Below are 26,427 nucleotides of genomic sequence, written 5' to 3'. Positions count from 1 at the left end.
TGGACATGACCACTTACCTGCGCCCGGCCCTGAGCCTGGCCCTGCTGATGACCCTGGTCACCGGCGCGCTGTATCCCCTGGCGGTGACCGGCATCGCCCAGGTCGCCTTCCCCGAGCAGGCCAATGGCAGCCTGGTACGTGACGAGCAGGGGCGGGTGCGCGGCTCGGCCTTGATCGCCCAGGACTTCACTGGCGATGCCTGGTTCCACTCGCGCCCGTCGGCCGGCGCCTACGCCACTGTCGCCAGCAGCGCCAGCAACCTCTCGCCGAGCAATCCGGCCCTGGCCGAGCGGGTCAAGGCCGAGGCCTCTGCGCTCTATCAACCCCAGCAAGGCCCTGTACCCCTGGCCTTGCTGACCACCTCCGGCAGCGGCCTGGACCCGCACCTGCCGCCCGATGCCGTGGCCTACCAACTGCCCCGTGTGGCGTCGGCGCGGCAAGTGCCGGTGCAGCGCTTGCAAGCGTTGGTGGAAGCGTCCACCCTCCACCCATTGATCGGCCCGCCTGTGGTCAACGTGCTGGCGCTGAACCAGGCGCTGGAGCGCCTGGCCCCAATGCCCTCCGGCTCCTAAGCCTTATCGGAGCTGGCGAAGCCTGCGGCCTGCACAGCAGGCTCCAGGCTCTCTGAAATCGAAGGATGAAACATGAGTGACTCCGCCCGCGCCGATGCGCTCCTGGCGGGCCTGCCGCGCGAAGGTCGTGGCAAGCTCAAGGTATTTCTCGGCGCCGCCCCCGGCGTGGGCAAGACCTACGCCATGCTCCAGGCCGCCCACGCCCAGCAACGTCTGGGCGTGCAAGTGCTGGCCGGGATCGTCGAAACCCACGGCCGCGCCGAAACCGAGGCGCTGCTCGGCGGCCTGGCCCAGCAGCCCTTGCTGCGTACTGACTATCGCGGCGTGACCCTCGAGGAAATGGACCTCGACGGCTTGCTCAAGGCCGCCCCCACCTTGGCCCTGGTGGACGAACTGGCCCACACCAACGCCCCCGGCAGCCGCCACGCCAAGCGCTGGCAGGACGTGCAGGAACTGCTCGCTGCCGGCATCAATGTCTACACCACCGTCAACGTCCAGCACCTGGAAAGCCTCAACGACAAAGTCCGCGACATCACCGGCGTTCAGGTCCGCGAGACCCTGCCTGACTGGGTCCTGCAGGAAACCTTCGAGCTGGTGCTGATCGACCTCCCACCGCGTGAGCTGCTGATGCGCCTGCGCGAGGGCAAGGTCTATGTGCCGGAGCAGGCGAGAGCGGCCATCGACGCCTACTTCTCCCAGACCAACCTCACCGCCCTTCGCGAGCTGGCCATGCAGACCGCCGCCGCTCAGGTCGATGCCGACCTCGCCCACGGCTACCGCCAGCGCGGTCAGGAGGCCCCGGCCCTGCGCGGGCGCCTGCTGGTGGGCGTGGACGGTGACGAGCAGGCCGAACGCCTGGTGCGCCATGCCAGTCGCGTTGCCCAGCGCCGCCACTTGCCTTGGAGCCTGGTGCACGTGGACAACGGCCGCCTGCGCGACGAGACCGCCCGCCAGCGCCTGCAGGCCGCCCAGCAACTGGCCGAGCGTCTGGGCGGCGAAGTGGTGGTGCTGCGTGCCGGCGAAGTGGCCCGCACCCTGATCCAGCACGCCAGCGAACGCCGGGCCAGCCTGGTGCTGGTAGGCCAGTCCCGCGATCGGCTGCGCCGTCGCTTGTTCGGCGCAGGCGTGGCCGCGCGCCTGCTGCGAGAAAGCCACGGCCTGGAAATCAACGTCCTCGACCGCGACACCCAACCCCGCACAGCACCCTCGGCGGTGCAGCGCGTGTGGGTCTGGCGCCATTACCTGCTGGCATTGGTGGCCACCGTGCTGGCAGCAGGGTTGTCGTGGGCGGTATCCAGTGTGCTGGCGCTGCCCAATATTTCCTTGGTGTTCCTCGCTGCCGTGCTGCTGGTGGCGGTGCGCAGCAGCCTGGGGCCGGCGCTGGCCTGTGCGGCGCTGTCGTTTCTCACCTATGACTTTCTGTTCATCCCGCCGAACTTCTCCTTCGCCATCCAGCGCGAAGAAGACGTGCTCACGCTGGTGTTCTTCCTGCTCATGGCGGGCCTCACCGGCAACCTCGCCGCCCGCCAGCGCCGTCAGTTGCAGGCCCTGCGCGAAACCCAGGCCGAGACCACGCAACTGCTGGATCTCTCACGTCGTCTCACCGTGGCTGCGGACCGTCAGGCCGTGTTCAACGCCGCCGGCCAGCACCTGGGCGCCTGGCAGGACATGCAGGCCTGCCTGCTCGAGCGCAATGCTGAGGGCCTACTGCAAGCCACCAGCAGCCACGAACCGCAACTGACCGACAACGAACGCGCTGCCGCCGAATGGGCCTGGCAGCACGGCCAGGCCGCCGGGCACGGCAGCGACACCCTGCCTGATGGGCGCTGGTGGTGGTGGCCGCTCGCGGTGGATGACCAGCCCCTGGCCCTGCTTGGCGTGCGCCCACGCACAGGGGAGACCTTAAGCCCCCAACGCCGACGCCTGTTGATGTCTCTCGGCCAACCCCTGGCCCAGGCCCTGGCCCGCGCCCGCCTGAGCGAGCAACTGGAGGCCGCGCGCCTGCATGGCGAGACCGAACAACTGCGCAGTGCACTGCTGGCCTCTGTTTCCCACGACCTGCGCACCCCCCTGACCGCCATGCGCGGCAGTATCGACAGCCTGCTGGCCCTGGGCGACGCCATCCCCCCGGCCGATCGCCAAGAGCTGCTCGAAGGCACCCGCAACGAAGCCGAACGCCTGGACCGCTATATCCAGAACCTCTTGGACATGACCCGTCTCGGCCACGGCGGCCTCAAGCTCGCCCGCGACTGGGTCGCCCCGGCCGACATCGTAGGCAGCGCCCTTAACCGCTTGCGCGTGGTCCTGGCTCCGCTGCGGGTGCACACCGATGTGCCGCCTGCGCTGCCGTTGCTGTTCGTGCATGCGGCGCTGATCGAACAGGCGCTGGTCAACGTGCTGGAAAACGCCGCCCGTTTCTCGCCGGTCAATGGGCGCCTGGCGTTGCAGGTCTCTGAGCAGAACGAGCAACTGCACTTCGCCGTCAGCGACCAAGGCCCGGGCATTCCGGTGAGTGAGCGCGAGAAGATTTTCGACATGTTCTACACCGCAGCCCGCGGCGACCGGGGAGGGCAGGGCACCGGCCTTGGCCTTGCCATTTGCCAAGGCATGATCGGCGCCCACGGCGGGCAGATCCTCGTCGGCGACGGCATCGATGGTCAGGGCACCTGCATCACTCTATGCTTGCCGTTGCCTCCACAACCTGAGCCTGAAAGCGAAGCCCCATGAGTCAGTCCGCCACCCTGCTGGTCATCGACGATGAACCGCAGATCCGCAAGTTCCTGCGCATCAGCCTCGCCTCACAAGGCTACAAAGTCATCGAAGCCGCCACCGGCGCCGAAGGCCTCGCCCAGGCCGCGCTGAGCAAGCCGGACCTGGTGGTGCTCGATCTTGGCCTGCCCGACATGGACGGCCAACAGGTGCTGCGCGAGCTGCGTGAATGGAGCGCCGTGCCAGTGCTGGTGCTCTCGGTGCGCGCGAGTGAAGTACAGAAAGTCGACGCACTCGATGGCGGCGCCAATGACTACGTGACCAAACCTTTCGGCATCCAGGAATTCCTCGCCCGCATCCGCGCCTTGCTGCGCCAGACGCCCCAGGCCGACGCTATCCAGTCGAGCGTAAGCTTCGGCCCCTTGGTGGTGGACTTTGCGTTTCGCAAGGTGACCCTCGACGGTGCGGAAGTAGCCCTGACCCGCAAAGAGTACGCATTGCTCGCCCAGCTCGCCGGCCACCCCGGCCGCGTCATCACCCAGCAGCAACTGCTCAAGGACATCTGGGGGCCGACGCATGTCGATGACACCCATTACCTGCGCATCGTCGTCGCCCACGTACGGCAGAAGTTGGGGGATGATCCGACTGCGCCGCGGTTCATCATCACCGAAGCCGGCGTAGGCTATCGCCTGGTTGCTCCGGGGCCCTGACCGGGGCCGCTTCGCGCCCCAACGCGGCGCTAGGGCTGAGCACCTTGACCTCAGCCCATCATCCCCAACTCCGCATCATCCATCAGCGCCTTCGCTAACGCCGCCAGATAGTGCGACGCCCATACCAACTGCGGCTTGTCGTCCATCACGCCTGTTAGGGTCATGTCCCGCACATACCCCATCAACTCCGAAGCCTGCTCGCGTGCGTGCTGGCACGAGATACCAGGCTCGATGCAAAACAGCGGCGCGGTCATGCCCTCGCCCTGGTAGAACTTCGTCCTGCCCACCGTCCTCGGCTCGATGTCCTTCGTGGTCATTGTTCGATCTCCCTGAAATGATCAGCGCCGCCCCACAGACATACCGCTGCCCGACAACGCAAACCCGCTGTGGGAGCGGATTCACTCGCGAATGGGCCGGCGCAGATAGCACATGGTTAAGGCTTAAATGCAGCGTCTTAGGGTTGGACACGCAAGCCCATAACCTGAATCGAAAGTGGGAGTAGCGGGATTGGATGGTGAGCCACGATTCGAATGGATTGAATTTGCGTTGAGGCTGGAGATCGTGCTTTGAGAAAGGGATAGCGAGATGGATCGAAGATCGTTTTTCAGCATGGCAACTCCTGTATTCCCGATAGTGCTGCACACGACCTGCTGTCAAACAGGTGGGTGGCAGCTGCGTATGGGTTGACAGACCGGTGGAATACAGGAAGACCGGCGCACGCGAACGTGCCCCACACACAGCCGCCATTGAAGGCCAAGCTATGCCCCTGCGTTCCGTTGCGGCCTGTCAAAGCCGCGTCGTTGAAGTGCAACGACTCGCCGAGACTAGAGCCCTGCCAGAGTACCCGCAACGGAAAAAAGGTGGCGGGAGTGTGTTTGGGAAATGGACTACGAGGAAGAGGGGGAATCTGATTTTTTCTACGGTTTCGGAGCGTTTGGAAGAGCAGAGGATAGGTGAAGGTGGTCGCTTGGCGAGGGACTGCTTTCGACCCAGAACAGCCCTTGGAAGTGGGCAATACACGGCGTTAGTTTCCCAGTGAATAATGCCGGTAGATTACTGATCAATCCTCAAACGCAGGCGTAATTGTGGAGGAAAGCCCTAGCCAACATGCCATTGAAGTCCTCCAGCTTGCTGAGCCTCCACGCTTCCCCGATGCTGATGAATTCATGATTAAGATACCCTGCAAAATCAGTGTTTATCAGGGAGCGGTCCATTGCCAACACGCCCCACTCTTCGAAAGCACTTTCATAGGCAAGCCATTCATAGGTCGGGCTGAATACTAAGTGCGGCATTTCCAGCGGCGTGTCTGATAGGAATGATTGGCGCTGAAGCTCAAGCACACTCTCCTCTGTATTTCGGCCATCGAAGAACCTGCCCACGCAATCGCGGGTGCCCCATGAAAACAGCACTCCCATCCCGCTTGAGAATTGCCGATGGCTTTCGATCAACAGACTTTCAAGCAGGTCCAAGTCAGAAAGAAGTGACCGCTCAAAGAACCAATAACAAAGGTTCTGATCAAGGAAAATATGCGCCGGAAGGTCACTTGTAATGTCGATTTTCCGTGCCAGCTTTCGTACAAAGCTCTGGCACTCCTCTGGGGCGATGGTGTATAGCATCGGCTTTTCCTGAATACGGCATTCGATTGTAAACCTTGAGACGCGCTTGCCGGCGATAGGCTGCTACAAAGCAGCAAGATTTAGCGTCCGCTTTGGGACGAAATCTCCAATCACGAGTGGCCGCTCTCGACCCATAGCGGCCATTCGTGAAGGGCAGAAATCGGCCAGAAGCGGGCGTTCGAAGTGGCTGAAAATTTGGGTTCTCTGGAACGGCACAAAAAAGCCCGCCGAAGCGGGCTGATATTGAACTCAGAAACGGAGGTTGAGCCCGACGCCGATTAGCATAGTCGACCCATTGAGCATAGAGAGCTGCCAGACACAGTTTTTGCTTGAGTTGCATCTCCGCCAGGATGGTGCTGGTTACTTGACCTTTACGACGTCGTCCGGCTTCCAGGTCTGGTCATAGAACGGGTCCTCACTGCCATACAGCCGCAGGGCGACCAGGAAGTTACGTCCAGGAATGGTCTGGATGAAGGCAGCGTCAGCAATATCCTTGGGCTTCTCTGGACCAAACCAAATTTCAATGGAGCCGTCCTGCTGCTTGGGAATGTCGTAGTAGCCGTTGGTCGACGGCAGCAGCTGGCTGGTCTCCGGCATGGTGCCGTCGGTGATGTTGTAGGCCGTCACAGCCCAGAACAGTGCGGCGGGCGGATTTGGTGGGAGACGCAGTTTGTAGGTACTACCGCCGTCCAGGAACTTGCCGTCCTTGTCGCGCCCGGTAAACGGGTACTTGGAACCGGCCCCGGTGGTGTGCATCACCATCGCCGGTGCGGAAGAATAGGCGAACTGGAAGAAACTGGCGCGCTGGTTCACATCCAGGTAGCTCTCCTGCATCCAGTCGTTGGTGCCGCCGGCCCAGGTGTTCTCGTACTGGCGGTCCTTGTAGTAGAGATTGCGCTTGTCCTCACGCCCCAACTGACGGTTTGCAAGAATCATCTTCGGTGCCGTTTCTACCGCTTTTTTCAGCAACTCCTGTTGCTTCTGACTTGGCTCGAACGGCTGTCCCTTAACGATGCCAATGGACGCCAACACGCCACGCAGCTCCGGATCGATGGCTTCGACCGGCTCATAGTCGACAAACGCTTTGAGTTTGGTCCAGTAGGCGTTGTCGACGGGATACATCATGTCGAGCTTCTTGCCGCTGGCATCGGGAAACTCCATGGGCTTAGCGTCCTTCTCGGTTGCCCACAGTGGATAAACACGCGTTGTCTCGGCGTTCTTCACAGCTGGCCCAGGGTCAGGCTTGCCATCGCCTTTGGCCATGACGGTGCGGAAGAACAGGAACACGTTGTAGGTGCGCGACTTGACCGCGAAATAGCCGCCCGGGACCGGACCGTTGTAATCTGGGGGCAACAGCAGATAAAGGCCGCCACGGGCACGATCGGGGCCGATGGCGCCGACGTCGGTAAGCGTGCGCTGGAAGAAGTCGGTAAACATGCCGATGACGTTGGCAGGCGCCTTTACTACCAGCGGCCCGGTTTGCTTCAGGTCGAGGTAGCTCATCGAATAGATCACGTCAGCATTTGGCGTGGGCACCATGGTCCTTGAATCCATGCGCTGCTTCCAGATCGGCAACACGTTGTAGCCGGCGCCGAAGGCTTTTTCCGAACCGTCTTTCATGCCGATGGTGTTAAGCGCCGGCAGCATGGTCATGTAGGCGAAGATTGCCCGCTGGTAATACAACTCATCGCGCAGGCCTTCTGCTTCTTTGGGCTCGAGCCAGTTGCCGTTGTTGATCTGCTTGATCAGCGGCGAAGCCGGTGCCTGATCCGCCGCCTGTGCCATTGGCAGGATTGCCAGCGCAGCAGCCAGGGTGGACAGCGTAAATACCCGTCGAATGGAACTCATCAAACAGTCTCCTGAGCAATGATAAGCGTCGCAACGCGAGGTTTACTTGATCTTCTTGATTACTGGCGGCTTCCAGCTTGCATCGAGGATCGGTTCTTTGCCCCAGTACGCCCGGATATACAGTGAGATGGACTCTTTAGGTGACGGGAGCCAGTTGTTCTCTTTGTCTTTCCCAGGGGAAACCGGGCCGATGTAGATCGTCAGTGAGCCATCAGCATTGCGCTTGAGGTCTTTGTTCTTGGTTCCCAGCGAGTAACGATTGAGCGCATTGGCGCTGAAGAGGTGGTGCTGGTTGTAAAGCGTCAGCGACCAGAAGCCCTGCACCGGAGGCTCTTCACCTTTGGCGAAAGTGACCTCGTAGCTGTGGGCACCATTGAGTTGAGCACCGTTGCCATCGAAGTCGGTGTAGAAGTACTGGGTTTCGTTGGGCCGGTTGTCGAACATGTTCGACTTGGAGGTGCCCGTGCGGTTGAAGTAGTCCACCCCCCATTGCGCGTTGTTGGTGGAGCGATTCCAGCCGTTGCCCGCCGGACGACCGTTGTGCTTCCACTGGAAGAACGGAGCAATCAATTCCTTGTCAGCCAGCTTGGCTTCTTCCACCAGCAGCTTTTTGATCTCTGGGTCCTTCGCGGCGATCTCTATCAATTGGCGGAATTGAGCGTACAGGGCCTCCTCGCCCGGCAGCGGCGCCACGGTATCCAGTACTTGCGGGAACTGGTCGAAGAACTTCTCCGGGATCACCCACTTTGTTTCGCCCTGGCTGGCACTGTCAGCATTGGGTACCGGGATGTCCGGCGTCTTTTTCCAGTCGATGGTCTTCATCTTTCCGTCAAAGTCTTTCAACGGGTAGAACACCACTTGGTTGAGCTTTTCCTGGATGGCCGCCCGGTCCGCCTCGGTATCGTCCATGAAGATTCGGGGAATGGTGTTAGCTAGCGCTGTGGGGCTGCGAATGATGGCTTCTACGCCATCGGGTTTCTCGCCTTTCCAATTCGGCCCCACCAGCAGGTAGAAGCCGGGCTTGCTGGCATAGGGCTTACCCAACTGACCGAACTGGTCGGTGCGTTGGTCGTACATGGCGTAAACCCAGAACCGGTCGCCAAAGTCCGGCACCTGAGCGATCACCGGCTCCTCGTCCAGGGAGAAGAAGCCCAGACCGTACACCACGTCTTGATTAGGGCAAGTGACGAATGTTTCTGCGGGAGTGATGTAGTCATGCAACATGCCAAGCTGGCCACGGGGCGCGGCGGGCAAGATACCCCCCAGCAGCCCTGGATGTGGTGCTTTGGTAATGCGATCGTAGCGATTGATCATGTTCACCATCGGCCATCCCCAGAGGTATGCCATGCGCGCTATGGTCTTCGCGTACTCCGGATGCATCAGGGCATCGACGTTGGGTTGAGTCAGCTGTGTTGAACTGGGCTGTGACGGCTCGGAGGCCTGGGCCAGCGATGCGCTGATCGCCATGGCCAGGAAAGCAGCAGGAATGCCTTTGAGAGCTTGATGCATCGTCAACTTCCTTTCTGGCGGGGAAAACGAAGGAGACGAATAAGCGAACTGCGATGAACGGGATAGGCACGTCCACACTCAAAATTTTCGACCCCCAGACCGTCTGGGAGTCTAGTCGGTGTTCGATTCACAGCAACTGGTCAATAGCATCAGCCTAAGCCGCTACGTTCGCTTTGGGTCGAATAGCGACGGTCATCCCTCGACCGTCGCTGTACGCTTTCAGACTTCCGTCTGCTCTGCCATCTCCAAGGCATCGTCGACCTCAATCCCCAGATATCTGACGGTGCTTTCAAGCTTCGTATGGCCAAGCAAGAGTTGGACTGCCCTCAGATTCTTGGTTCTACGATAGATCAACGAGGCCGTTGTTCGCCGCAGCGAGTGAGTGCCGTACAGCGCTGGATCAAGGCCAATGGCTGTCACCCAGGCTTTCACTATTCGAGCGTATTGCCTGGTGGAGAGATGAGCTGAACCGTGTAGCCGACTCGGAAACAGACAGTCCTCGCTACGGAGATGAGCCCGGTGCATCCAGACTTCCAAAGCCATACGGGTTTGCTCGGTGATCTCAAATTGCACTGGATGGTGAGTTTTCTGCTGCATCACGATCGCTCGTGACGACACATGCTCTCCATGGGCTACGTCCCGTACACGAAGCTTGGTTAAGTCGCAGGCTCGCAGCTTGCTGTCGATTGCCAAGTTGAACAACGCCAGATCCCTGGATTTCTCCGCGATCTGGAGCCTTACCCGGATGGCCCAGATATCTCTCAGTCGGAGCGGGGCTTTCTGCCCGACTAGCTTTCCCTTGTTCCATGGGCGATGGGTGTAGATAGCAGCGGTTTTCATGGGTTCTCCTCCGCGTTACAGGAGGACAAGGGTGAACTCGATGCGATGGACGGTCGCTAACCGACCCATACCTGCCAGTCGCTTTCAGCAACTGCCGTCCCAAACCGCTTGATGGCGACACCACGCAATCGCCCTATTTTTCTGTTCTGCCATCCCTCTCCTGACAGTCCTTGTAGACCTGCGTCCTTTGTTGAGAAGATTTTCCGGTGATCCAGGCCTGTGAATTTGATAATGATGGACTTTTCTGTCGAGTTTCCCGAATTCTTGCTCCCGCGTTGCACACTGCGCCGGATACATTGCGGTGATGTAGCGGCGATTTTTACCGGACTTTCCCACCCGCAGGTTATTGCTCACTATGGTGTGTCTTTCGATAGCATCGAGGCGACCTACGAGCAAATGCATTGGTACGACGCGCTGCTGGAGGAGGATCGAGGCATCTGGTGGGGTATCGCCTTGCCGGGTCAAGACGAACTGATAGGTGCTTGTGGCTTCAATGATTGGTCTAAAGCCGATCGCAGCGTGGATATCGGCTATTGGCTGATGCCTGAAAACTGGGGCCAGGGGCTGATGCAGGATTGCCTGCTCGCCATCCTCCGCTTCGCCTTCGATACCCTCGGCGTGCACCGCATCCATGCAGATGTCGAGCCTGAAAACTCCGCCAGTACTCGCTTGCTGGAGCGCCTCGGCTTTGTGCTGGAGGGAACGTTGCGAGATGTGGAGTACAAGGGCGGGCGCTTCCTCAGCCTGCACCAGTTCAGTCTGCTGGCTACCGACCCGGCGGCGCTAGCGATGCTGATGGACGACACCCCAACGCTGCGTCCGGCACGTGAGGCGGATGCGCAGGCTCTGAGCGCCTTGGCCCGGCGCAGCAAGGCTCATTGGGGTTATCCCGAAGCCTGGATGAATGCGTGGGAGGGTGCGCTGACCATCCACTCTACGCAACTGACCGGCCATTATGCGGTGCTGACCGCAGCGGATGGTGCATTGTTGGGCTTCTATGGGCTGGAGCACGGCGAGGATGGCTGGCAGCTGGAGCATTGCTGGGTTGATCCCTCGGCCATGGGAAGAGGGCACGGACGGCGCCTGGTAGACCACGCCCTGGCTGTAGCACGCGGGTTGGGCGTAACCATTCTTGCGGTTGAGTCGGATCCTTCCGCCAGGGCCTTCTACGAGCGGCTCGGGGCCCGGCATGTGGGCGATGTATCGCGCCCGATTGATGGCGAGGCCCGAAGTCTTCCGATCCTTGAGTGGCGGCTCGGTGATTGACCTTCTTTGAAGAGCAAGGACGTACGCTTTGTGCAACCACATCTCGTACATGCCCTAGCACGCCTGGCGGACGTTGAAACGAAAGAAGCAAAACTCCGATAGGCAGAGCAAGGCCACCAAGGAGTGGAATGTCGAAAAGGGAGAAATTGGCACCGTCGAAAGCGACAACCAATTCCTGACTTGGAGACATGACATGACTGACTTCACCCCAACCCCAAACGAAGTGGCAGGCAAAGTAGTGCTGGTGACCGGGGCGGCTAGCGGCATCGGTAAGGCCATCGCCGAGCTTCTTCACGCTCGCGGTGCGAAAATCATCGCCGAGGACATCGACCCCGCAGTCAATGCGCTTGAGCGTCCTGGCCTGGTTCCCTTCGTCGCAGACATCACTGTCGATGGCTCTGCCGAGCAGGCAGTGGCGCTGGCTGTCGAGCAGTTCGGCAAACTGGACGTCTTGGTCAACAACGCCGGTCGCATTCTGTACAAACCCCTGATCGAGATGACCCGCGAAGATTGGGAATGGCAGATGCAAACCAACGTGACGGGTGCGTTTCTTCACTCCCGAGAGGCAATGAAGGAAATGATGAAGAACAAGAGCGGCGCGATCGTGAACATCGCTTCCTACGCGTCCTACTTCGCCTTCCCCGGTATCGCGGCCTATACCGCGTCCAAGGGGGCGCTGGCGCAATTGACGCGTACTCAGGCGCTCGAAGCGATCGAGCATGGCATTCGGGTCAATGCCATCGGCGTAGGAGATGTCGTTACCAACCTCTTGAACCACTTCATGGAGGACGGTCGCGGGTTCCTGCAGGAGCATGGCAAATCCGCGCCGATCGGCCGAGCTGCAGCACCGCAAGAGATCGCCGAGATCGTCTCCTTCCTGGCTTCCGAGCGCGCCAGTTTCATCGTCGGCTCGGTGGTCATGGCCGATGGCGGCATGAGTGTCCCTGTGGGTTGATCCTTGGTCTCCAAACGCGTTGTGCTGCATGGCCGGCACAACGCGTTCTCTTGCTACCAGACCCCACTCAACGGAGGCGTCATGACCGCACTTCGAAAATCCGACTTCCCTCTCATCGACGTTCGCCAGCATCTGGAAACCGGGCCCATCGTACTCGTGACCTCAGCCTGGAACGGCGAAACCAACATCATGACCATGGGCTGGCACATGATGATGCAATTCGACCCTGCTCTTTTCGGCTGCTACATCTGGTCGGGAAACCACAGCTATGAGCTGATCCGCAATAGCCAGCAATGCGTGATCAATGTGCCCACCTTGGAGCTGGCTGACCAAGTGGTCGCGGTGGGCAACAGTACGGGCAGTGACGTGGAAAAGTTTGGCCAATTCGGTCTCACCGCGACGCCGGCGACTCGGGTTGAAGCGCCCCTGATTGCAGAGTGTTATGCCAGTTTCGAATGCCAGTTGTACGACTCGAAGCTCATTGGCGAATACGGTCTGTTTGTCTGGGAAGTCGTTAAAGCGCATGTCGACCGATCAGTGAAGCAGCCGAGAACGCTGCACTACAGAGGGCGCGGTCAATTCATGGTGGCGGGGGAAACCCTGGACTTTCACCGGCGATTCCGTCCCCAGAATCTCTGAATGGCGTGCCCACTCGCTATTTGCGGTATTGAGTGGGCGTAACGCCAACCTCACGTTTGAACACCTGAGAAAAATGGCTTGGGCTGCTGTACCCGACCTCCAAGCCTATATCAATCACGCTCTGATCCGTTTCGACCAGGAGCTGCCGGGCTCTTGCCATTCTTAGCCTGATGAAGAACTGTGACGGCGAGTAACCAGCGGCCTTCTTGAACAGCCGGCTGAAGTGGTATTCGCTCATCCCTGCTACTTCGGCCAAGTGCCCGAGATGAAATTCCCCGGCCAGATTCGCCTCCATTGCCGACAGCACGCGGCGCAACTTGTAAGCGGGCAACGCGTTGCGGCGCACGATATCGTTCGCTGAGCTGTCCAGGTAGCTGCGGGCAAGGTGAATGGCGATGCACTGGGCCAGCCCTTGCAGATAAAGAGGGCTGGCCCTGTGTCCTGTCAGCTCCAGCCGAACCTGTTCCAGTAGAACGGACAACCCATCGTCACGCCCGCCCGACACTTCACGTAGGCGAACCGCTTCGACGGAGCCGCCCAAAACCTCATGAATGGCTTTATCCAACAGCGGAATGCCGAGGTAGATATGCATCACCTCGAAGGGTTCAGCGCCGTCCACTTTCCAACGCATCTCGTACGGCTGTGCCGAGGTCGTTAAAAAGAAATCACCTTTAGCGACGTGGCTGCATTGCCAATCGCCGTCAAGCTCACGCTCCTGCACGGCAGCATTGCCTGAAATGATCCACACCAGTAAAGGCTCGGCTACCGCAGGGACGATGAAGCTTTCTTCTTCACGCGCTCGGTTAAAGATCTGCACCAACATGTCCCGATCGGCTAGAACGTCCGAAGCGGCAAGCCGCTCACCGCGGATATACGCCTCCAAACCATGGGCTGAAGTCCGCTCTATAACATCCATGGGAATTATCGCCTCATTCAGTAAGCCGGCTCGAACGAGCCATTTCGGGCATTGGTCTCACAGGGTGGGCTCGCATTTCAAGCCCAAAAGATTGGGCCAGTAAAGCTCGTTAGCGTTCCCGGAGGGATACCTCAGAAACCTCGCGCTGGGTGTGGGGCCTGAAGAGGAATGGTCGAAAAAAAAGCCGGAATGTCTCCATTCCGGCCTGCGCTTCAACGTTCGGGATAGAGAATCATCCCAGCGTGATACAACACGTTGCCGCGAAACTCTCCGTCAGCAGTGAACCCTGTGTCATCCACATACTCGATGTGATCACCCTCCAGCCAGTACCGACCTTGGTACGCGCTTTGTTGCTCTGCGCGGGCCTCGTCATAGCGGCCGCCAGGCAAGAGTTCATGGCGAATGCGGCCGTCGGCCGTCACCCACATGCCAACGTATTTGTCTTGGTCTCCATATGGCTTGCCCATTTTCTTCCTCGCTCTCGTCAGGTCACTCAGAATGGACTTGCTGTTGGACGCACGATCAGTTCGCTGACATCCACATCCGCAGGCTGCTCTACCGCATAGGCAATTGCCCGGGCAATGGCCGAGGCAGGAATGGCGATCTTGCGGAACTCGCGCATCTCCGTCCGTCCGCCTTCATCGGAAATGCTGTCGGCCAGTTCCGACTCAGTAACGCCTGGTGCAATGACCGTGACCCGGATATCACCACCCACCTCTTGGCGCAAACCCTCTGAAATGGCCCGTACGGCATATTTGGTGGCGCAGTACACCGCAGCTGTCGGGCTCACAGCGTAGGCTCCAATGGAGGCAATATTGATGATCTGGCCGGCGCGCTGTTGTTGCATGAGCGGCAGCGTTGCGGCAATGCCGTGCAGGACGCCGCGAATGTTGACATCAATCATCCGGTTCCACTCGTCGACCTTGAGTGCTTCGAGCTTCGAAAGCGGCATGACGCCGGCGTTGTTGATGAGAACGTCGACACGTCCATGCAATTCGATAGCGAAGTCGATAAAGGATTGCATGTCGTCCAGGCGGGTGACGTCCAGCGCAAGCACATCAGCTATACCGCCTGTTGAACGAATCTCCTTGGCGAGGGCTTCCAAGCGATCGGTGCGGCGGGCACCTAAAACCACGCGAGCGCCTTTGCTGGCAAGCAGGCGGGCTGTTGCTTCGCCGATACCACTGCTGGCGCCAGTGATCACGATGACTTTTTGTTCGATGCCGTGCATTTTCCCACTCCTGTCTATTGCTTAAGAGGCACCTGCCGATAGGCAGGTGGTGAAGCAAGCGTAAGAGGGCAGGGGTGGGCAGGGTTATGCGATTCCTACGCACGACATGCACGATCCTGCATGAACACTATGCGGCAATGGTCTTGCCGGTCAGCGCATCCAATCCGCCGACAAAATTTCTCTACCGGCCCTGCGCGCGAGTGAGTCTTTGTAAGTCGGCCCGGCGCAGGAATGTGCAAAAGCCTCGCAGGAACCTAATAACGGCCAAATCAGCGCCGCCTTAATCTGAGCCCAAGCAGAAAGCGAGACCGCTTCTGCCGCCGGCCATCAGAGCGACCGAGCCTGCAGTAAACAGGAGTCAACGTCACGCTTTGCACTGACAACCGGCAACGAATCCATTGCTAATTACGGAGTCGCTGTCATGAAAACTGTTAACAAAATGATGATCGGAATCGCCTTGTCTGTTGTCAGCGCAGGTTCTATGGCGCTGCCAGCCAAAGAAATCGGCATTTGGAGTAATCAGCCCTGTAAAGAGGTGATGACTCCACTTGTGGCTGAGGGTGGTGCGGACCGACTCAATGACCGCCGCGTGGCCGAGGACGGCGCGGACCGACTCAATGCTCGTCGTGTCGCTGAGGGTGGTGCGGACCGACTCAATGCTCGTCGTGTGGCTGAGGGCGGTGCGGACCGACTCAATGACCGCCGCGTGGCTGAGGACGGCGCGGACCGACTCAATAGCCGTCGGGTGGCTAAAAACGATGCGCAGCGTGCCTTCTATGCCTGACGCCCATATCCACCCAACCAAGAGCCCGGCCCGCCGGGCTTTTGCATATGAAATATGTCGATCTAGCATCTACCCAAAAGGTGACTGACCCACCTATCCTCTGCAATCGGTACAGCCTAACGGGAGGTAAGGGTGGTGAGTGATCGGGACGAAGACCTGAAACGCCTAAGGGCCGAACTGGCATCTACCATGCAACGTTTCGCTCCGACATACGGCGTGTATCAGACGGCGATTGATCCGCTGCATTTCATACGCAGCGACACCCCAACCGATGTGATCCATACCGTGCATAAACCTGGGCTATGCATCATTGTGCAGGGCCGGAAACAAGTGCAGTTGTGGGACGAGAGCTATACCTACGATCCCCTGAACTACCTGGTCGTCTCTGTCACGCTGCCTCTAGCGGGCCAAGTGACCGAGGCATCCCCAGAACAGCCCTATTTTTGTATCCGCCTGGATATCGATCCCACAGTCATCGCTCAGCTGATAGCAGACGTCAGCCCTATCGGCGTGCCGAGCCAACAGCCCCATCGCGGGCTGTACCTGGACAAGGTCGATAGCTCGCTGCTGGATGCGATGTTGCGACTGGTACGCCTGTTGGATGCGCCATCTGACATCCCGGCATTGGCACCGCTAGCGCTGAGGGAAATATTCTACCGGCTGCTCAAAGGCCAGCAGGGCCAGCGTTTACATGAGATCGCCATCACCGATTGCCAGACCCACCGCGTCACTCGGGCCATTGAATGGCTGAACAACAACTATGCGCAGCCGTTGCACATCGATGAGCTTGCAAGTTACGTCAATTTAAGTAACTCCACGCTTCATCATCGATTCAAGGCTGTCACCGCCATGAGTCCTTTGCAGTATCAGAAACAACTTCGCCTGCAACACGCACGCAGGTTGATGATCTCAGAGGGGCTTGATGTTTCTACGGCTGGGTTCAAGGTGGGCTATGAAAGCCCGTCACAGTTCAGCCGTGAGTACAGCCGACTGTTTGGTGCTCCACCGAGCCGAGATATCGCAAAGCTTCGATCGCTCGGGTGAGGGCGGCTGGCCTTGGCTAGCGCCATCCTGATGACGCTCGTTGGGTCCAGAGCCGCCGCGCCTGCATAGCCGCTATAGATCGAAAGCGGCCAGATGCGACCTTCTTTCGACCCATAGCATCGTCCGAAAATGGCCAAGTGCTCTGGATGGATGTCCACTTTGAGGCGGCGCCGTCCGGAGCACTGTTGTGCCTCAGGCACGGAGCAACGCGTCGAGATCGCCTTTGTGATCGAGGCGTTTGAGGTCATCAAAGCCTCCCACATGAACTTCACCCACAAAGATCTGCGGCACGGTCCTGCGCTGGGATCGCTGCAGCATTTGCGCCAGATGGTTCGGCGATGCTTCGATGTCGATTTCCACGACACTGACCCCTTTCTGCGCCAACAGCCGCTTGGCACTAATGCAGTAAGGGCAGTGCTGGGTGGTGTAGATCGTCACATGGCTCATGGCAGTTACCCCTTAGTGCGCCGATGGTGGAAAGTCGATATCGGTCGTGGCGACATTGTTCAGGTAGTTGGTCAGGGTCAACAGCGTGACCTGAGCCACCACTTCCACGATCTTGCCATCGGTGAGGCCTGCTTCACGTGCTGCTGCGATTTGACCATCGCTCAATTGCCCGCGGCTTTCGGTAATCTGACGCGCCAGCGTGGCGACCGCGTTGAGTGTGCCATTGCGGGCCTGGCCGATGGCCTCATCGCTCAGGCCAGCCTTGGCACCGAAGAAGGCGTGCGCGGCGAGACAATAGTCGCAACCGTTGATTTGCGACGTGGCAAGCGCAACGACTTCACGCTCGGCGGCGTTCAGCGAACTCTTGCCCAAGGCTTGGGCGAGGCCCAGATAGCCATTGAGCGCGGCCGGGGAGTGAGCCAGGGTCTTGAAGGCGTTGGGAATGAAGCCGAGACCTTTTTGAATGCCTTCGAGGGCAGTGCGCGAGCCAGCAGGAGCTTGGTCCAGCGAGAGAGCAGCGATACGAGTCATGGTGGTTCTCCAGTAGGTTGATTAACGAGCTTGTCGATCAAGCTTGGAATCAATCCTAGAGACGTGGGCTATCTTCTTGGCTTCTGATCGTCGAATCTATGCAACAGATCGTCTAAATCTGGAGTGCGCCATGGACCGATTATCGACACTGCTCAAGCACTTCAACCTGCATGCGTCCACCTTTCACCAGGGTGGGTTTTGTGGAGTGACCCATTTCGATGGGCAGCAAAGGTTCGGGCATGTGCATTTGCTGCGATCAGGGCGCCTGGCCTTCAAGGACAAACGCGGCCAGCCCGCCGAACTGACGGAGCCCAGCCTGATTCTGGCGGTGCGCCCGCAGACGCATCAGCTGCTGGCCAGCGAAGCAGATAACGCAGAGTTGGTTTGCGCCACCTTGCAGTTCGATGGCGGTGCCAATAATCCGCTGACCCTGGCTTTGCCGGATTTCATCATCAAGCCGTTGCGCGAATTGCAGGGCCTTGATGGCACCCTCAACTGGCTATTCGAAGAAGCCGTCGGCGATGAATGCGGACGGGATGTCATCCTCAATCGGTTGTTCGAGCTGATGGTGATTCAGCTACTTCGCCATCTCATCACCAGCCGCAGCATCGCCTCGGGAATGATGGCCGGATTGGCCAATGCTCAGCTGTCCCGTGCACTCGTGGGTATCCACAACGAGCCACAGCGCAATTGGTCCGTGGCGGAGCTGGCTGATCGCTCAGGGATGTCGCGCGCAAGCTTTGCTGCGCACTTTCGCCAGACCGTGGGTGTCACCCCGGCGGATTACCTGACGAACTGGCGAATCAGTCTGACGCAAAAACGTCTCCGGGAAGGCCGCCCCATTGCCCTGATTGCCGATGAGGTCGGCTATGAAAGCCCGTCAGCGTTGGCCCGTACTTTTCGCCGCAAGGTGGGGGCAAGTCCGAAGCAGTGGTTGCAGCAGACCACGGCATGATACGTGGTCGCGTGCCGTATCGGTTGTGGCAGTCCAGCGCGGTTTACGCTCCGTGTGGGGCAGTGCGCAAGTGCTCTCGCATAAAATCGATGAACGCTTTTGTCCGTGCTGAACGTCGTCGTTCATGGCTGAATACGGCGCTCACAGGCAGGGCAGTGGTCGGATAATCATCGAGCAAAGTACGCACGAAGCCTTGTTTGACATCTTCTGCGAATAGCCATTCGGGAGAGAGGGAAATACCCAAGCCACTGAGGACCATCTCACGAATGGCCTCGCTGCTGTTGCTGGTGACGTTGCCGCTGATGGCGATATCGAGCGCCTCACCGTCACGGATGAAGCGCCAACGGTCGTAATGCGTAAGCAAGGTGAAGCCGATGCAGTTGTGACTCGCCAGATCACTCGGCTCCAGTGGCAGGCCGTGGCGTTGCAGGTAGGCGTGTGAGGCATACACTCGCCGGGTGCTGCTGCCAAGGGGCACGGCTACCAGGCCCTCGCTCTGCACCACGCCGATCCTGATCGCCAGGTCGATGTTTTCCATGAGCAAGTCTTCATTGTGATCGTTTAGCCGCAAGTCGATCTGCACATCCGGGTAGCGCTGCAGAAAACGGCCGATAACTGGGGCAATGCACAACCTTCCGTAGCTGACCGGCGCGGCAACGCGCAACGGCCCGGCAACCTGTTCCTGGCCGCTGGCAAAGCTGCGCTTAGCGGTTTCGAGGTGTCCGAGAATTTCCTGGCAATGGCTGTAGAAGCGTTGTCCCTGGTCGGTCAATGCCAGGTGCCGGGTGCTGCGAGCGAACACAGGGCCGCCCAGATGCTGCTCCAGTGCGCGGATCTGCTTGCTTACCGCCGGCTGTCCCATGTTCAGCTCGCGGGCGACCGCCGAGAAGGACCCACGCTCCACGACGCGTACGAAGATGTGCATGCTGTGAAATAGGTCCACCGCCATTAGGCCTCTTCCGGGAATAAATGATATGCAACTTTAGACTCTTATCGGAATGAAAGAGCAGGAGCAACCTGTCACTCGTCCACTTAATCAGAAGCTTCCATCATGAATCAGACCATGCTTGCCGCCATCGCTGAATCCGCCCAGGCACCCTTGGCTGTGCGGCGTATTGCTCGCCCGGTTCCCGGTAAGGGAGAGGTCCTTGTCAGCGTCCACGCCGCAGGAGTCAACCCACTCGACACTAAGATCGCCACTGGCGCAGCAGCACACGCTCGGCAGGCGCTACCGGCGGTGCTCGGTCTGGACTTGGCCGGTACGGTTGTCGAGCTGGGTGAGGCGGTCGAGGGCTTCACGCTTGGCCAGGAGGTCTTCGGTATGGCCGGCGGAGTCGGTGGCGCTCAGGGCGCCATGGCTGAATACATCGCTGTTGATGCCCGGCTTATTGCCCCGAAGCCGCACGCGCTAGGCATGGGCGAGGCAGCCGCTTTGCCCCTGGCATTCATCACCGCTTGGGAAGGCTTGGTGGATCGCGCCAACGTCCGCACTGGCCAGCAGGTGTTGATTCATGGTGGCGCAGGTGGCGTTGGCCAAGCGGCTGTCCAGCTGGCCAAGGCCCGTGGAGCCAAAGTTTACGCCACAGGTTCGGCGGCGAGCCTCGACTTCATACGCTCACTGGGGGCGATAGCGATCGACTACCAGGCGCAAAGTGTGGAGGCCTATGTCGAGGAACATACCGCCGGAGCAGGTTTCGACATCGTCTACGACACCGTTGGTGGCAGCACGCTGGATGCATCATTCAAGGCCGTGAAGCCTTACACAGGGCACGTTCTGAGTTGCCTCGGCTGGGGGCAGCATAGCCTCGCGCCGCTGTCGTTCAGAAGCGCCACCTATTCGGGCGTGTTCACCCTGACACCCTTACTTACCGGCATGGGCCGCGAACACCACGGGGCCATCCTGCGCCAGGCAGCTGCCCTGGCTGATGCTGGGCAACTGACCATCCGGGTGGATCAGCAACGCTTTGGATTGGACACTGTCAACGACGCATTTCGCCAAGTCGCGCAAGGTCGTGGCAAGGGCAAGACGATAATCCAGTTGGTGAACGAATAGAGCCGAAGCTGCTCAAGGCACTGCACCGTTTCGCGCAGGGAGCGATATGCCGATCGGGGGGCTGGCCGGTACAGGGTGCCGATGAGCCTACAAGCACGACCGGGGGCGTCAAAGCCGCCCCGGTCCGGTACCGCTCGATTACTTCAGGTGTTGCTTGATCGCCTGGGCAGCCTGGTCCAATGCACTGCGGGTTCCAGGCACCTGGCTGAGTACGTTGAGCAGGCCGAAGTCGTGAATCATGCCGTTGTAACGCACGGCGGTCACCGGTACACCGGCAGCCTCCAGCTTGCGGGCATAGGCTTCGCCTTCGTCGCGCAGCACGTCCATCTCGGCGGTCTGCACCAATGCTGGCGGTAAGCCTTTCAACTGATCCAGGCTGGCGCGCAGTGGCGATGCATGGATGTCGTTACGCTGCCTCGGATCGGTGGTATAGCTGTCCCAGAACCACTGCATCATATTGCGGGTCAGGAAGTGGCCCTCAGCGAACTGGTTGTACGAGCCGTTGTTGAAGTTGGCGTCAGTCACCGGCCACAACAAGGCTTGGAACCGCAGCTTGGGCGTGCCGGCCTCCTTGGCTTTGATCGCGACCACCGCCGCCATGTTGCCACCGACACTGTTGCCTACCACCGCCAGGCGGCTGCCATCGACACCAATCTGTTTGCCATTCTCGGCAACCCAGCGGGTGGCGGCGTAAGCCTGGTTAATGGCCGTGGGGAATTGGGCTTCCGGCGACGGGGTGTAGTCGACATAGACCGCTGCTGCACCGGAGCCGACCACCAGGTCGCGGATCAGGCGTTCGTGCGTTGGGTAGTCACCCAACACCCAGCCACCTCCGTGGAAGAACATGAACACAGGCAGTTCGCCTTTCGCGCCTTGTGGTCGTATCACGCGGATCTCCAACGCCTGGCTGTCGACCTGAATGCTGCGGCGCTCGATTTGGATACCGGAGACATCCACTTTCACGCTGGCCTGGGCGCCAGTGAGCACGCCGCGGGCATCTTTCGGGGACAGGGTTTCCAACGGTTTACCGCCACCCGCGGCAAGGGCCTGTAGGAAGCCTTGAGTGGTGGTTTCAACACCGGGGCTACCAGCGGCGAAGGCACTGTTGACGGCAAGGGCGAGCAGACCGGCGGTGAGGGTAAGGGACATTTTCATGGTCAAGTTCCTGGGTCGCTGGAGTCATTAGTTCTGGTTGGCGGAGGTGGTGGGGCGCAGGTAACTGATTTTCTGCAGCTTGCCGTGGCTGTCACGGTAGGTGAGGGTGGCGGTGCTGGCGTAGCTGGCGGCGTTGGCCGGCGCGTCTACAGCGATCACTCGAGCGATGTCCAAGTTCATGCCGTAGTGGTAGGGGGTGGCGCTCTGGGCGAAGGCGCCGACGCTGGTGCCAAAGGTCAGGGTGGCGATGGCGAGTGCTTTGCTAAAAGTCATGATGATTCTCCGTGAGCTTTGATATTGGGATCAGCGACTGCTTGCTGCGTGGGGTTTATTTTGCGTCTAAATAGTTAGTGCGCAAAATATATTTGCGCTATTGTTCTCATTGAACAATCGCATCACCCAAACGCACGGTGTGAAAGCGTCTCGCAGTCAGGCAGAAATGACCGCCGGATGGCGTTGGTAGTACCGAGGGCCGCCTGTCAGCCACGCAGAGCGCGCGCTAGCGAGCATGCAGCAGAAGGGAAGGAGAGCGGCGTATCAGCGCCATGCTTCAAAAGCATTTAAAGGCGTGGCTTACCCTCTGGGAACCCATCGGGCGCCACGCCAATTACAGAGTGAGAGAACATAGAGAAAATAGGGTGAACTTCCGTGTACACGGGAAACGTTTACAAGCCCAGATCAGACAAGCTTGGGTGGTCGTCTGGACGACGGCCCTGAGGCCAATGGAACTTGCGCTCGGACTCCTTGATGGGCATGTCATTGATGCAGGCATAACGGTTGATCATCAGGCCGTCATCACCGAACTCCCAGTTCTCGTTACCGTACGAGCGGAACCAGTTACCAGAATCGTCGTGCCATTCATAAGCATAGCGAACGGCCAGGCGGTTCTCGGTGAACGCCCACAGCTCCTTGATCAAACGGTACTCATGTTCTTTGGCCCATTTACGAGTCAGGAAATTCTTTGCTTGCTCACGGTTAAATGCAAATTCAGCGCGATTACGCCATTTCGTATCAAGGGAGTAAGCCAGAGAGACTTTTTCGGGGTCGCGGCTATTCCAGCCATCTTCGGCCAGACGTACTTTGAGAATGGCGGTTTCATGTGTGAATGGCGGTACTGGCGGGCGTACTTCGTTATGAGCGGACATTTTAATTCCTCGCTTACTGGGCTGGTATCGCCCGCCTACTGGCGATTAACGATTCAGCAGTTGTTGTGCAATGGCTTTTGCATCAACTGCTGATCGGCTGTCACCAAGTAAATGGGCAACGGTGATGGCGCCGTCGATCAGAATCAGAAATTGGCGCGCACGCGCCTCTGGATCATCGAAGCCATATTCTTTACAGAGAGAGAGCACAAACGCTTTTACGTTTTCTTTGTGCTCTTTATCCACACGTCGTACTGGATCTTCTGGGTCGCCTGTTTCACCGGCTGTATTAATGAATGCGCATCCTCTGAAACTTTCAGAGGCGAACCAGTCGCAAAGTACATCAAATATGCGTAGAAGCTTGTCTGCTGCTGAGTCGGCTTTATTTACTTCCGTCTCAAACCATCGCATCCAGTTTCTGTCGCGGCGCTTTAAAATTTCTATTACGAGCGCTTCCTTAGTACCGAAATAGCGGTAGATACTCTTGCGAGCGACACCAGATGTCTTCACTAAAAGATCCATTCCGGTTGCAGCAATCCCGCCGCGATAGATCAAGTCTTCCCCGATCTTCAATAGCCGCTCTTTGGTGTCGTTACTACTTTCGCTGTTCATGTCGGCAATGGTAGAACGATCGTTCTCCATGGTCAATACCCTCGCTACAGCAGTTTCAAAGAAAAATAAAATATGCTTGATTTACAAGCGCTTATACAACGTTATCTGGCTCGATAGGATATAGAGATGCCGTTCAGGACGGTGCGCCTGACGGATGCTGGTGAGGTTTACATACGCTTTGCACGTGGGGCTCTTTCAAAAGCCAGGTGCAGGCGAGACCTCTCCTGCACTTAGCCATTAAAACCGCACGCAACAGTGGTTCGTCCTGCCCCCCTAAACCTCCAAAAACGCCGCCTCCAACAACTGCTTCGTATACGCATGCTGCGGCGCATGAAAAATCGTCTGCGCATCCCCCTGTTCAACCACATGCCCATGTTTGATCACCATCAACTGGTGACTCAACGCCTTCACCACCGCCAGGTCATGACTGATGAATAGGTACGTGAGGTTGTACTTTTGCTGCAAATTCCTCAGCAGCTCCACTACCTGTCGCTGTACCGTGCGGTCCAGCGCGGAGGTGGGTTCATCCAGCAGAATCAACGCAGGCTTCAACACCAGCGCGCGGGCGATGGCGATGCGTTGGCGTTGGCCGCCGGAGAATTCGTGGGGGTAACGGTGTCGGGTGCGGGGGTCCAGGCCGACTTCCTCCAGCGCGGCAATGATCGCCGCTTCCTGTTCGGCAGGGGAGCCGATGCGGTGAATGCGCAGGCCTTCGCCGACGATGTCGGCCACGCACATGCGGGGGCTGAGGCTGCCGAAGGGGTCTTGGAACACGACCTGCATTTCCCGTCGCAGGGGGCGCACATCCTTCTGGCTGAGGCCTTCGAGGTTCTGGCCGTGGAAGCGGATGCCGCCACGGCTGGCGATCAACCTCAAGATGGCCAGGCCAAGGGTGGATTTGCCGGAGCCGCTTTCACCCACGATGCCGAGGGTCTGGCCCTGAGGCAGGCTGAAGTCGATGCCGTCCACGGCTTTGACGTGGTCGACGGTGCGGCGCAGCAGGCCTTTCTTGATGGGGAACCACACGCGCAGGTCTTCGACTTCCAGCAAGGGGTCGCCCACGGGGTTGTGGGCGGGGGCGCCGCTGGGTTCGGCGTTGATCAGCATTTGGGTGTAGGGGTGCTGCGGGGCCTTGAACAGGGTAGTGCAGTCGGCCTGTTCGACGATCTTGCCGCACTGCATCACGCACACGCGGTGGGCGATGCGTCGCACGAGGTTCAGGTCGTGACTGATCAGCAGCAGGGCCATGCCCAGGCGGGCCTGCAGCTCCTTGAGCAGGTCGAGGATCTTCAACTGCACGGTGACGTCGAGCGCGGTGGTGGGCTCGTCGGCAATCAGCAGCTCGGGCTCATTGGCCAGGGCCATGGCGATCATCACGCGTTGGCGCTGGCCGCCGGACAGCTCGTGGGGCAGGGCCTTGAGGCGCTTGTGCGGGTCGGGGATGCCGACCATCTCCAGCAGCTCCAGGGTGCGGGCAGTGGCCTGCTTGCCGGTGAGGCCTTTGTGCAGCAGGAGGATTTCGTTGACCTGCTTTTCGATGGTGTGCAGCGGGTTCAGCGAGGTCATCGGCTCTTGGAAGATCATCGCGATGCGGTCCCCGCGGATGCGGCGCATGGGCTTTTCACCGAGCTGCAGCAGGTCCTGGTCGTTGTAGCGGATGCTGCCGCTGGGGTGGCGCGCCAGTGGGTAGGGCAACAGGCGCAGGATGGAATGCGCGGTGACGGACTTGCCCGAGCCGCTTTCGCCGACCAGGCCCAGGGTCTCGCCCTTGCGGATGTCGAAACTGATGCCATCGACCACGCGATGCACGTGTTCACCAGTGACGAACTCCACCGAGAGGTCGCGCACTTCGATCAGGTTGTGTTCGCTCATGTCATTTCCTCGGGTCGAAGGCATCGCGGGCGGATTCGCCGATGAACACCAGAAGGCTCAGCATGATCGCCAGCACGGCGAAGGCGCTGATGCCAAGCCACGGCGCCTGCAGGTTGGACTTGCCTTGGGCCACCAGCTCGCCGAGCGAGGGGGCGCCCGGTGGCAGGCCGAAGCCGAGGAAGTCCAGGGCGGTGAGGGTGCCGATGGCGCCGGTGAGGATGAACGGCATGAAGGTCATGGTGGAGATCATGGCGTTGGGCAGGATGTGCCGGAACATGATCGGGCCGTCGCGCATTCCCAAGGCGCGGGCGGCACGCACGTATTCTAGGTTGCGCCCGCGTAGGAACTCGGCGCGCACCACGTCCACCAGACTCATCCACGAGAACAGCAGCATGATGCCCAGCAGCCACCAGAAGTTGGGCTGTACGAAGCTGGCGAGGATGATCAACAGGTACAGCACCGGCAAGCCCGACCAGATCTCCAGGAAACGCTGGCCGGCCAGGTCCACCCAGCCGCCATAGAAACCCTGCAGGGCGCCGGCGATGACGCCGACGATGGAGCTGAGCACGGTCAGCGTCAGGGCGAACAGCACCGAGACGCGGAAGCCGTAGATGACCCGGGCCATCACGTCGCGGCCCTGATCGTCGGTGCCCAGCCAGTTGTCCGCCGAGGGCGGTGCCGGGGCCGGGACCTTGAGGTCGTAGTTGATGCTCTGGTAGCTGAACGGGATGGGCGCCCACAGCACCCAGCTGTCCTTGGCCGCGAGCAGTTCGCGAATGTAGGGGCTCTTGTAGTTCGCTTCCAGGGGGAATTCGCCGCCGAAGGTGGTTTCCGGGTAACGCTTGAAGGCGGGGAAGTACCACTGGCCTTCGTAGCGTATGGCGATGGGTTTGTCGTTGGCGATCAGTTCGGCGCCCAAGCTCAGGCCGAACAGCACGATGAAGATCCACAGCGACCACCAGCCGCGGCGGTTGGCCTTGAAGCGCTCGAAGCGCCGGCGATTGAGAGGGGAGAGTGCCAT

Annotated in this window: 27 protein-coding genes; 10 read left to right on the top strand and 17 right to left on the bottom strand. The window is 59.6% G+C overall.

The genetic code is table 11. From position 1 onward, the window contains the following. Nucleotides 1-5 precede the first annotated feature (5 nt). The 3 genes from kdpC (at nt 6) to HMPREF3173_RS14735 (ending at nt 3,991) form a co-directional block, all read left to right on the top strand. A complete protein-coding gene (kdpC, locus tag HMPREF3173_RS14745) occupies nt 6-572 on the top strand; it encodes a potassium-transporting ATPase subunit KdpC (protein ID WP_043215936.1) in 567 nt (188 codons plus the stop codon). Between the two features lie 72 nt (nt 573-644). Further along, on the top strand, nt 645-3,299 hold the full coding sequence (locus tag HMPREF3173_RS14740) for a sensor histidine kinase (RefSeq protein WP_070574161.1): 2,655 nt from the start codon (nt 645-647) through the stop codon (nt 3,297-3,299). After that, a complete protein-coding gene (locus HMPREF3173_RS14735; RefSeq protein ID WP_070574159.1) occupies nt 3,296-3,991 on the top strand; it encodes a response regulator in 696 nt (231 codons plus the stop codon). The genes HMPREF3173_RS14740 and HMPREF3173_RS14735 overlap by 4 nt, the downstream gene beginning before the upstream one ends. A 50-nt stretch (nt 3,992-4,041) precedes the next feature. Here HMPREF3173_RS14735 and HMPREF3173_RS14730 read toward each other — a convergent pair whose 3' ends face one another. The 5 genes from HMPREF3173_RS14730 to HMPREF3173_RS14710 form a co-directional block, all read right to left on the bottom strand. Beyond that, on the bottom strand, nt 4,042-4,308 hold the full coding sequence (locus HMPREF3173_RS14730; RefSeq protein ID WP_043215707.1) for a DUF3077 domain-containing protein: 267 nt from the start codon (nt 4,306-4,308) through the stop codon (nt 4,042-4,044). Nucleotides 4,309-5,058: 750 nt separating this feature from the next. Next, entirely contained in the window at nt 5,059-5,607 is a 549-nt protein-coding gene (locus tag HMPREF3173_RS14725) for a hypothetical protein (protein WP_070574157.1), read from the bottom strand. A 360-nt stretch (nt 5,608-5,967) separates the two neighbouring features. Then, nucleotides 5,968-7,455: a DUF1254 domain-containing protein gene (locus HMPREF3173_RS14720; RefSeq protein WP_218188849.1), complete on the bottom strand. Its 1,488-nt coding sequence runs from the start codon at nt 7,453-7,455 to the stop codon at nt 5,968-5,970. 42 nt (nt 7,456-7,497) lie between these two features. Then, a complete protein-coding gene (locus HMPREF3173_RS14715) occupies nt 7,498-8,964 on the bottom strand; it encodes a DUF1254 domain-containing protein (RefSeq protein WP_070574155.1) in 1,467 nt (488 codons plus the stop codon). 219 nt (nt 8,965-9,183) lie between these two features. After that, a complete protein-coding gene (locus tag HMPREF3173_RS14710) occupies nt 9,184-9,804 on the bottom strand; it encodes a tyrosine-type recombinase/integrase (protein ID WP_070574153.1) in 621 nt (206 codons plus the stop codon). A 219-nt stretch (nt 9,805-10,023) separates the two neighbouring features. On the opposite strand from HMPREF3173_RS14710, the gene HMPREF3173_RS14705 reads away from it, so the two are divergent. The 3 genes from HMPREF3173_RS14705 to HMPREF3173_RS14695 all read left to right on the top strand — a co-directional run bounded on the left by HMPREF3173_RS14705 (nt 10,024) and on the right by HMPREF3173_RS14695 (nt 12,664). Next, nucleotides 10,024-11,070 (top strand): GNAT family N-acetyltransferase, encoded by a 1,047-nt coding sequence (locus tag HMPREF3173_RS14705; RefSeq protein WP_070574151.1) that lies wholly within the window; start codon nt 10,024-10,026, stop codon nt 11,068-11,070. 193 nt (nt 11,071-11,263) lie between these two features. Continuing rightward, complete coding sequence (locus HMPREF3173_RS14700; protein ID WP_043215701.1) at nt 11,264-12,025, top strand: SDR family NAD(P)-dependent oxidoreductase; 762 nt, start codon at nt 11,264-11,266, stop codon at nt 12,023-12,025. Nucleotides 12,026-12,106: 81 nt separating this feature from the next. Next, nucleotides 12,107-12,664, top strand: coding sequence for a flavin reductase family protein (locus HMPREF3173_RS14695; protein WP_070574149.1), 558 nt, complete (start codon nt 12,107-12,109; stop codon nt 12,662-12,664). 16 nt (nt 12,665-12,680) lie between these two features. Here HMPREF3173_RS14695 and HMPREF3173_RS14690 read toward each other — a convergent pair whose 3' ends face one another. The 3 genes from HMPREF3173_RS14690 to HMPREF3173_RS14680 all read right to left on the bottom strand — a co-directional run bounded on the left by HMPREF3173_RS14690 (nt 12,681) and on the right by HMPREF3173_RS14680 (nt 14,811). After that, nucleotides 12,681-13,580, bottom strand: a complete 900-nt coding sequence (locus HMPREF3173_RS14690) for a helix-turn-helix domain-containing protein (protein ID WP_070574147.1) — start codon at nt 13,578-13,580, stop codon at nt 12,681-12,683. Between the two features lie 212 nt (nt 13,581-13,792). Next, a complete protein-coding gene (locus HMPREF3173_RS14685) occupies nt 13,793-14,047 on the bottom strand; it encodes an Atu4866 domain-containing protein (RefSeq protein ID WP_070574145.1) in 255 nt (84 codons plus the stop codon). A gap of 26 nt (nt 14,048-14,073) precedes the next feature. Then, nucleotides 14,074-14,811 (bottom strand): SDR family oxidoreductase, encoded by a 738-nt coding sequence (locus HMPREF3173_RS14680; protein ID WP_070574143.1) that lies wholly within the window; start codon nt 14,809-14,811, stop codon nt 14,074-14,076. Nucleotides 14,812-15,232: 421 nt separating this feature from the next. On the opposite strand from HMPREF3173_RS14680, the gene HMPREF3173_RS23990 reads away from it, so the two are divergent. After that, entirely contained in the window at nt 15,233-15,595 is a 363-nt protein-coding gene (locus HMPREF3173_RS23990; protein WP_083300052.1) for a hypothetical protein, read from the top strand. A 135-nt stretch (nt 15,596-15,730) separates the two neighbouring features. Then, entirely contained in the window at nt 15,731-16,639 is a 909-nt protein-coding gene (locus tag HMPREF3173_RS14670) for an AraC family transcriptional regulator (RefSeq protein ID WP_070574313.1), read from the top strand. A 192-nt stretch (nt 16,640-16,831) separates the two neighbouring features. On the opposite strand, the gene grxC is transcribed toward HMPREF3173_RS14670, so the two are convergent. Both grxC and HMPREF3173_RS14660 read right to left on the bottom strand, forming a co-directional pair. Beyond that, nucleotides 16,832-17,086: a glutaredoxin 3 gene (grxC, locus tag HMPREF3173_RS14665; RefSeq protein ID WP_043214168.1), complete on the bottom strand. Its 255-nt coding sequence runs from the start codon at nt 17,084-17,086 to the stop codon at nt 16,832-16,834. 12 nt (nt 17,087-17,098) lie between these two features. Continuing rightward, the gene (locus tag HMPREF3173_RS14660; RefSeq protein ID WP_043214166.1) at nt 17,099-17,617 is read right to left on the bottom strand and encodes a carboxymuconolactone decarboxylase family protein; all 519 of its coding nucleotides are present in this window, start codon (nt 17,615-17,617) and stop codon (nt 17,099-17,101) included. A 130-nt stretch (nt 17,618-17,747) separates the two neighbouring features. Between HMPREF3173_RS14660 and HMPREF3173_RS14655 the strand changes: the two genes are divergently transcribed. Continuing rightward, nucleotides 17,748-18,572, top strand: coding sequence for an AraC family transcriptional regulator (locus HMPREF3173_RS14655; RefSeq protein ID WP_070574139.1), 825 nt, complete (start codon nt 17,748-17,750; stop codon nt 18,570-18,572). A 43-nt stretch (nt 18,573-18,615) separates the two neighbouring features. On the opposite strand, the gene HMPREF3173_RS14650 is transcribed toward HMPREF3173_RS14655, so the two are convergent. Continuing rightward, a complete protein-coding gene (locus HMPREF3173_RS14650; RefSeq protein WP_070574311.1) occupies nt 18,616-19,515 on the bottom strand; it encodes a LysR family transcriptional regulator in 900 nt (299 codons plus the stop codon). Between the two features lie 108 nt (nt 19,516-19,623). Between HMPREF3173_RS14650 and HMPREF3173_RS14645 the strand changes: the two genes are divergently transcribed. Next, complete coding sequence (locus tag HMPREF3173_RS14645; protein WP_070574137.1) at nt 19,624-20,625, top strand: zinc-dependent alcohol dehydrogenase family protein; 1,002 nt, start codon at nt 19,624-19,626, stop codon at nt 20,623-20,625. A 138-nt stretch (nt 20,626-20,763) separates the two neighbouring features. On the opposite strand, the gene HMPREF3173_RS14640 is transcribed toward HMPREF3173_RS14645, so the two are convergent. The 6 genes from HMPREF3173_RS14640 to HMPREF3173_RS14615 all read right to left on the bottom strand — a co-directional run bounded on the left by HMPREF3173_RS14640 (nt 20,764) and on the right by HMPREF3173_RS14615 (nt 26,427). Continuing rightward, complete coding sequence (locus tag HMPREF3173_RS14640) at nt 20,764-21,780, bottom strand: alpha/beta hydrolase (RefSeq protein WP_070574134.1); 1,017 nt, start codon at nt 21,778-21,780, stop codon at nt 20,764-20,766. Between the two features lie 27 nt (nt 21,781-21,807). After that, a complete protein-coding gene (locus HMPREF3173_RS14635; RefSeq protein ID WP_070574132.1) occupies nt 21,808-22,053 on the bottom strand; it encodes a DUF2790 domain-containing protein in 246 nt (81 codons plus the stop codon). 392 nt (nt 22,054-22,445) lie between these two features. Next, nucleotides 22,446-22,925, bottom strand: a complete 480-nt coding sequence (locus HMPREF3173_RS14630; RefSeq protein WP_070574130.1) for a nuclear transport factor 2 family protein — start codon at nt 22,923-22,925, stop codon at nt 22,446-22,448. A gap of 45 nt (nt 22,926-22,970) precedes the next feature. Then, entirely contained in the window at nt 22,971-23,534 is a 564-nt protein-coding gene (locus tag HMPREF3173_RS14625) for a TetR/AcrR family transcriptional regulator (protein ID WP_070574128.1), read from the bottom strand. 273 nt (nt 23,535-23,807) lie between these two features. Further along, on the bottom strand, nt 23,808-25,406 hold the full coding sequence (locus HMPREF3173_RS14620) for an ABC transporter ATP-binding protein (protein WP_070574126.1): 1,599 nt from the start codon (nt 25,404-25,406) through the stop codon (nt 23,808-23,810). A gap of 1 nt (nt 25,407) precedes the next feature. Continuing rightward, on the bottom strand, nt 25,408-26,427 hold the full coding sequence (locus HMPREF3173_RS14615) for an ABC transporter permease (RefSeq protein WP_070574124.1): 1,020 nt from the start codon (nt 26,425-26,427) through the stop codon (nt 25,408-25,410).

Source organism: Pseudomonas sp. HMSC08G10 (assembly GCF_001808425.1).
Taxonomy (GTDB): Bacteria; Pseudomonadota; Gammaproteobacteria; order Pseudomonadales; family Pseudomonadaceae; genus Aquipseudomonas; species Aquipseudomonas guariconensis.
The sequence above is the reverse complement of the archived record's forward strand: the minus strand, read 5'-3'. Positions and strand labels throughout refer to the sequence as shown.

Excerpts from the sequence above, each read along its gene's own strand:
- kdpC (WP_043215936.1), top strand. The coding sequence starts at position 6 with ATGACCACTTACCTGCGCCCGGCCCTGAGCCTGGCCCTGCTGATGACC.
- HMPREF3173_RS14740 (WP_070574161.1), top strand. The coding sequence starts at position 645 with ATGAGTGACTCCGCCCGCGCCGATGCGCTCCTGGCGGGCCTGCCGCGC.
- HMPREF3173_RS14735 (WP_070574159.1), top strand. The coding sequence starts at position 3,296 with ATGAGTCAGTCCGCCACCCTGCTGGTCATCGACGATGAACCGCAGATC.
- HMPREF3173_RS14730 (WP_043215707.1), bottom strand. The coding sequence starts at position 4,308 with ATGACCACGAAGGACATCGAGCCGAGGACGGTGGGCAGGACGAAGTTC.
- HMPREF3173_RS14725 (WP_070574157.1), bottom strand. The coding sequence starts at position 5,607 with ATGCTATACACCATCGCCCCAGAGGAGTGCCAGAGCTTTGTACGAAAG.
- HMPREF3173_RS14720 (WP_218188849.1), bottom strand. The coding sequence starts at position 7,455 with ATGAGTTCCATTCGACGGGTATTTACGCTGTCCACCCTGGCTGCTGCG.
- HMPREF3173_RS14715 (WP_070574155.1), bottom strand. The coding sequence starts at position 8,964 with ATGCATCAAGCTCTCAAAGGCATTCCTGCTGCTTTCCTGGCCATGGCG.
- HMPREF3173_RS14710 (WP_070574153.1), bottom strand. The coding sequence starts at position 9,804 with ATGAAAACCGCTGCTATCTACACCCATCGCCCATGGAACAAGGGAAAG.
- HMPREF3173_RS14700 (WP_043215701.1), top strand. The coding sequence starts at position 11,264 with ATGACTGACTTCACCCCAACCCCAAACGAAGTGGCAGGCAAAGTAGTG.
- HMPREF3173_RS14695 (WP_070574149.1), top strand. The coding sequence starts at position 12,107 with ATGACCGCACTTCGAAAATCCGACTTCCCTCTCATCGACGTTCGCCAG.
- HMPREF3173_RS14690 (WP_070574147.1), bottom strand. The coding sequence starts at position 13,580 with ATGGATGTTATAGAGCGGACTTCAGCCCATGGTTTGGAGGCGTATATC.
- HMPREF3173_RS14685 (WP_070574145.1), bottom strand. The coding sequence starts at position 14,047 with ATGGGCAAGCCATATGGAGACCAAGACAAATACGTTGGCATGTGGGTG.
- HMPREF3173_RS14680 (WP_070574143.1), bottom strand. The coding sequence starts at position 14,811 with ATGCACGGCATCGAACAAAAAGTCATCGTGATCACTGGCGCCAGCAGT.
- HMPREF3173_RS23990 (WP_083300052.1), top strand. The coding sequence starts at position 15,233 with ATGAAAACTGTTAACAAAATGATGATCGGAATCGCCTTGTCTGTTGTC.
- grxC (WP_043214168.1), bottom strand. The coding sequence starts at position 17,086 with ATGAGCCATGTGACGATCTACACCACCCAGCACTGCCCTTACTGCATT.
- HMPREF3173_RS14660 (WP_043214166.1), bottom strand. The coding sequence starts at position 17,617 with ATGACTCGTATCGCTGCTCTCTCGCTGGACCAAGCTCCTGCTGGCTCG.
- HMPREF3173_RS14655 (WP_070574139.1), top strand. The coding sequence starts at position 17,748 with ATGGACCGATTATCGACACTGCTCAAGCACTTCAACCTGCATGCGTCC.
- HMPREF3173_RS14645 (WP_070574137.1), top strand. The coding sequence starts at position 19,624 with ATGAATCAGACCATGCTTGCCGCCATCGCTGAATCCGCCCAGGCACCC.
- HMPREF3173_RS14640 (WP_070574134.1), bottom strand. The coding sequence starts at position 21,780 with ATGAAAATGTCCCTTACCCTCACCGCCGGTCTGCTCGCCCTTGCCGTC.
- HMPREF3173_RS14635 (WP_070574132.1), bottom strand. The coding sequence starts at position 22,053 with ATGACTTTTAGCAAAGCACTCGCCATCGCCACCCTGACCTTTGGCACC.
- HMPREF3173_RS14630 (WP_070574130.1), bottom strand. The coding sequence starts at position 22,925 with ATGTCCGCTCATAACGAAGTACGCCCGCCAGTACCGCCATTCACACAT.
- HMPREF3173_RS14625 (WP_070574128.1), bottom strand. The coding sequence starts at position 23,534 with ATGAACAGCGAAAGTAGTAACGACACCAAAGAGCGGCTATTGAAGATC.
- HMPREF3173_RS14620 (WP_070574126.1), bottom strand. The coding sequence starts at position 25,406 with ATGAGCGAACACAACCTGATCGAAGTGCGCGACCTCTCGGTGGAGTTC.
- HMPREF3173_RS14615 (WP_070574124.1), bottom strand. The coding sequence starts at position 26,427 with ATGGCACTCTCCCCTCTCAATCGCCGGCGCTTCGAGCGCTTCAAGGCC.